The following is a 4901-nucleotide window of genomic DNA, read 5'->3' on the forward strand; positions in this document are numbered from 1 at the left end:
ACTCCCCTTTGCGCAATGCGTCCCAGAACGCGTGATAGGCCGGCGCGTCGCGCTCTGCCGGCGTGACGAGCTTGCGGTGGTTCTGGCCCTTCAGTTCCGCCAGCGTGTAGCCAACGAGGCCGAGGAAATTCGCATTGGCATCGAGGATCGTGCCATCGGGGGCGAACGCGATGCGGGCGCGCGAGCGGTCGATGGCCTCGAACAGCGCACGGAAAGAGCTATCGAACAAGCGCACCAACAGACTCCCAACCGGAGGGTCTACGACCTCTTCGACTTGAATTGTAATTCTGCCGTAAATTATAGATTAATTTCTCGATCAAACTGCCTATTTGTCGCATATGCGGGATATTTTTTACAATCTAGAAACCGCCCGGAAACACCCGAAGTATGGTAAGGGCCCTTGTAGAATTTGCCCTTTCGAGCGTATAGGGCTCTTCCACCCCGTCCCTTGCATACTTCAAGTTGGCTGCGTTCCATCAGTCGACTTCTGCGCCCCTGAGACATCAGCGCCCCGGCGCCCTATCGAGAGCGCCAAGCCGACCGCCGCACGACAGCGTCTGCCGCCAACTCCCACCCGGAAGCGGAACGGCAGAAATCCATCCGACCCGGCCTAAAATCGCCGTCGATCAGGCTGCTACAAAGCGGACCTTCCGAGCGTCTGAGAAGGGTTGTAAGCGGGCGCGGTGGCGATGTCCGCTTCGGCCAGTTCCCGCCCGCGAGCGGACCGACTGGGAACCGCCCACTCCGGCCGTAGGACATCGTGCACCAAGCTGGCCGGAAGCGGACGTTACAGGGCGCTGCATAGGGTGGGCAGCCAACCTGAGTCCTTCGCTTCGAAGCGGACGTTCCGCCTCCGACCCAGGCGTCGGGACCACCGCTAGCGCTTACCGAAAGCATCCGTCAGTCTGTCGTCTGGGAGCTTCGGCCGTCTCGCAGACCGTCGTGCTATCAGGGCCGGGTAGGCTGCAGGCCCGGCACCGCCGCGAGGAGCGAGCGGGTGTAGGCGTGATCCGGCTGCTGGAAGAGGTCGGCCGTGGGCCGCATCTCCACGATGGCACCGCGATGCATCACGGCGATGCGGTCGCAGATCTTGGCGGCAACGCGCAGGTCGTGGGTGATGAACAGCATCGCGAGGTTCAGGCGCTGCTTGAGGTCTTCCAGCAGGTCGAGCACCTGCGCCTGGACCGAGACGTCGAGGGCCGAAACCGCCTCGTCGGCCACGAGCACGTCGGGCTCCATGGCGAGCGCCCGGGCGATGCCGATGCGCTGGCGCTGGCCGCCGGAGAAGGCGTTGGGGTAACGCTCGGCCGCGCTCGCCGAGAGGCCGACGAGGTCGAGGAGCTCGCGAGCCCGGGCGCGGGCCTCCCGCCGGGGCGTGCCGTGCGCGATCGGGCCTGCCGTGATGATCTGCTCGACGGTGCGGCGTGGGTTCAGGGATGCGAACGGGTCCTGGAAGATCATCTGGATGCGCCGGCGCTCGTCACGCAGCGAGCGCGGCGCCAACGCCGTGTAGTCGAGGCTGCCGAGGCGCACCGTGCCCCGGTCCGGCTCGATCAGCCGGATCGCGAGGCGCGCGGTGGTGGACTTTCCGGAGCCGGATTCGCCGACGAGGCCGAGGGTCTCCCCGCGGCGGACGTCGAAGGCCACCTCCTTGACCGCCGCGACCACGCGCGGCTTGCCGAACAGGCCGGCGCGCGTGGCGTAGGTCTTGGTCAGCCCGATGGCCGAGAGGGCGAGGGGCTCGGCCTCGCGGGAGGCGCGCGCCGGCGGCACCAGGCTCGGCACCGCCGCGAGCAGGGCCTGGGTGTAGGGGTGCTGCGGATGCTGAAGGACGGTCTCGGCGCTGCCCTGCTCCACCAGTCGCCCGCGCTGGAGCACGGCGACATGGTCGGCGATGTCCGCCACCACGCCGAAATCGTGGGTGATGAACAGGACGCTCATGCCGCGCCGCCGCTGCAGGTCGCGGATCAGCTGGAGGATCTGGGCCTGGGTGGTGACGTCGAGCGCCGTGGTCGGCTCGTCGGCGACGAGGATCGAGGGCTCGAGGGCGAGCGCCATGGCGATCATCGCGCGCTGGCGCTGGCCGCCGGAGAGCTGGTGCGGGTAGGCGCGCACGATCTGCCCCGGATCGGGCAGGCCGACCTCGGTGGCGAGCGCGACGGCCCGGGCCCTGCGCTCGGCCGGCGTCAGGAGGGCGTGCGCCTCGAACATCTCGGCGATCTGGTCGCCGATGCGCATGACCGGGTTGAGGGCCGTCATCGGTTCCTGAAACACCATGGCGATGCGGCGACCGCGAAGGCTGCGCCAGCCGCGCTCGTCCAGGGTGAGCAGGTCTCGCCCCTCGAACAGGATCTCCCCGCCGACCGGCTTCAGCGCGCGGGGCAGGAGGCCGGTGAGCGCGTAGGCGCTCATCGACTTGCCCGAGCCCGACTCGCCGACGACGCAGAGGATCTTGCCCGGCATCAGGTCGAGGGAGAGGTCCTCGACCGCGTGGGGACGGTCCGAGCCCTTCGGCAGCGCCAGGGTGAGATTCCGGATACGGACGACGGGCTCGCTCATGCTCAGGCTCCCTTGAGGGCTTCGCGCCGGGCGAGCACCGCCGGCCCGGTCGCGGCGAGGTCCCAGTAAAGGCCCGCCATCAGCATCAGGGCCTCTCGCGAGGGCGGCCCGAGCAAGTGCTCGTCGGGGCCGTGCTGGAGGCAGGCCGGGTAGGAATGCGGCACCCACAGGGTCGGCAGGCCGAGGATCTCGGAAAAGGCGTCGTTGGGCAGCGAGCCGCCGAGGTTCGGCAGCAGGGCCGGCCGCTTGCCCGTGCTCTCGGCGATCGAGGCCAGCGCCCAGTCGACCCACGGGTCCTCGACGGGGAGCCGGGTGGCGCGGAACACCTCCGTGCGCGCGGCACGGACCTCGACCATCGGGTAGCCGTGGGCGTCGAGATGAGCGCGCAGAGCGGGCAGGATGCCTTCCCAGTCGGTGCCGACGACGAAGCGAAGCTGCAGCGTGGCCTTGGCAGTGGGCGGCACGGCGTTGAGCGGTCCGTCCGGGTCGCCGGTCTTGAAGGCCAGCACCTCGAGGGTGTTCCAGCCGAACACGCGCTCGGCCGCGGTCAGTCCCGGCTCACCCCAATCCGCGTCGATCTTCGGCGCGGTCGGATCGGTGCCCACAGTGATGTCGGCCAGCGCCGCCCGCACGTTGACGGGGAGCCCCGGTGGCCGAAGGGCGTCGAGAAGGATTTTGCCGCGTCCGTCGACGAGGGTCGCGATGGCGTTGGCCAGCACCGTGCCGGGGTTGCGCAGCAGGCCGCCCCAGTTACCGGAATGGTGGCTGCCCTCACGCAGGTCCAGCACCATCTCGAAGGTGTAACCGCCGCGCGAGCCCAGGAAGACCGTCGGCCGCTCGGCGCTGACGCGGGGCCCGTCCGAGGCGATGAGCACGTCGGCCTTGAGCGCCGCGGCCTCGGCGCGGCAGAGGTCGCGCAGGCCCGGCGAGCCGGCTTCCTCGCCCATCTCGATCAGCAGCTTGGTGTTGAAGCCGAGGCGCCCGTCGCGCGCCGCCATCACCGCCGCCAGCGCGCCGAGGTTGAGGATGTGCTGGCCCTTGTTGTCGGCGGTGCCGCGGCCGTACCAGCGCTCGCCCTCGATGGTCACGGTCCAGGGGTCGAGGCCGTCGCGCCACTGCTCGGGATAGCCCCGCACGGTGTCGCCGTGGCCGTAGATCAGCACCGTGGGCAGCCCGTCGCCCTCGTGGCGCTCGGCGATGAGGAACGGGCCGTGGACGCCGTCCGGGTTGTCGAGGATGCGGCTGGTGAAGCCGAGCGGCGCGATCCGCGGCACCAGGAAGTCGGTGAGGTAAGCCTTCAGCTTCGGCAGCTGCCCCGAGGTCTGGCTCTCGGTCGGGCGGGCGACGGCGTCCTGCAGCACGCTGAGGAAGCCGCCCTCGTCGTAGTGGCGCGCGGCGCGCGCGATCGCGTCGTGTCGGGACATGGGCTCACTCGATCTCGGTGCGGTGGGGTTTTTTGCGGGGCAAGGGGGGCTCAGCGCCGCCCCTCGGGGGCGGTGACGTCGCGGATGCCGTCGCCGAGCAGGTTGATCGCCAGGACGAGGACCAGGAGCGCGACGCCCGGGATGGTGATCACCCAGGGCTGGAAGAACATGTACGGCTTCCCCTCGGCGATCATCAGGCCCCAGGACGGCAGCGGCGGCTGCACGCCGAGGCCGAGGAAGGACAGGGCGGCCTCGAGCAGGATGGCGTGCGCCATCTCCAGGGTCGCCACCACGATGAGCGCGTTGAGGATGTTCGGCAGCACCTCCTGGAACAGGATGCGGGCCGGGGAGAAGCCCGTGGCGCGGGCCGCGGCGATGAAATCCTGGTCGCGGATCTGCCGGGTCGCCGCGCGGGTGACCACGGCGAAACGGTCCCAGAGCAGGAAGCCGAGCACCAGCACCACCACCTTCAGCGAGCCGCCGACGAGGGAGGCCATGGCAAGCGCGACCAGCACCACCGGCATGGCCAGCCGCGTGGTCACGACGTAGCTCACCACCGCGTCGACCCGGCCGCCGAAATAGCCGGCGCAGATGCCGAGCGTCGTGCCGATCACGCCCGAGATGGCGGCCGCCGCGATCCCGATCAGCAGGGAGATCTGGCTGCCGTAGATCAGGCGGCTGAGGTAGTCGCGCCCGAGCTTGTCGGTGCCGAGCACGTGGTCCCACGTGCCCTTCGTCTGCCAGATCGGCGGGATCAGGCGCCGCGAGACGTCCTGGGCGTAGGGATCGTGGGGCGCGATCAGCGGGGCGGCGAGCGCGCAGAGCAGGATGGTCCCGAGGATGCCGGCACCGATCACAAAGCCGCCGTGGCGGAGACCGCGCCGAAGCGCCAGGGCGGTGGGCGAGCGGGCGGCGGGC

General features: G+C 69.9%; 4 protein-coding genes. All 4 read right to left on the reverse strand.

Going from position 1 to position 4901, the window contains the following annotated elements:
* Nucleotides 1-235 (reverse strand): PAS domain-containing protein (locus FV223_RS19965; protein ID WP_147728640.1); only part of this gene is annotated, 235 nt, incomplete at its 3' end.
* 713 nt (nucleotides 236-948) lie between these two features.
* Nucleotides 949-2559 carry an ABC transporter ATP-binding protein gene (locus FV223_RS19970; protein WP_147728641.1) on the reverse strand — a complete coding sequence of 537 codons (1611 nt, stop codon included), beginning with the start codon at nucleotides 2557-2559 and terminating at the stop codon, nucleotides 949-951.
* 2 nt (nucleotides 2560-2561) lie between these two features.
* Nucleotides 2562-3983, reverse strand: a complete 1422-nt coding sequence (locus FV223_RS19975) for a M20 family metallopeptidase (protein WP_147728642.1) — start codon at nucleotides 3981-3983, stop codon at nucleotides 2562-2564.
* A gap of 50 nt (nucleotides 3984-4033) precedes the next feature.
* The coding region (locus FV223_RS19980) for an ABC transporter permease (RefSeq protein ID WP_147728643.1) at nucleotides 4034-4901 on the reverse strand (868 nt) is incomplete at its 5' end.

Source organism: Methylobacterium sp. WL116 (genome assembly GCF_008039455.1).
In the GTDB taxonomy this organism is placed as follows: Bacteria; Pseudomonadota; Alphaproteobacteria; order Rhizobiales; family Beijerinckiaceae; genus Methylobacterium.

Coding starts and splice junctions, on each gene's coding strand:
- FV223_RS19970 (WP_147728641.1), bottom strand. CDS start 2,559: ATGAGCGAGCCCGTCGTCCGTATCCGGAATCTCACCCTGGCGCTGCCG.
- FV223_RS19975 (WP_147728642.1), bottom strand. CDS start 3,983: ATGTCCCGACACGACGCGATCGCGCGCGCCGCGCGCCACTACGACGAG.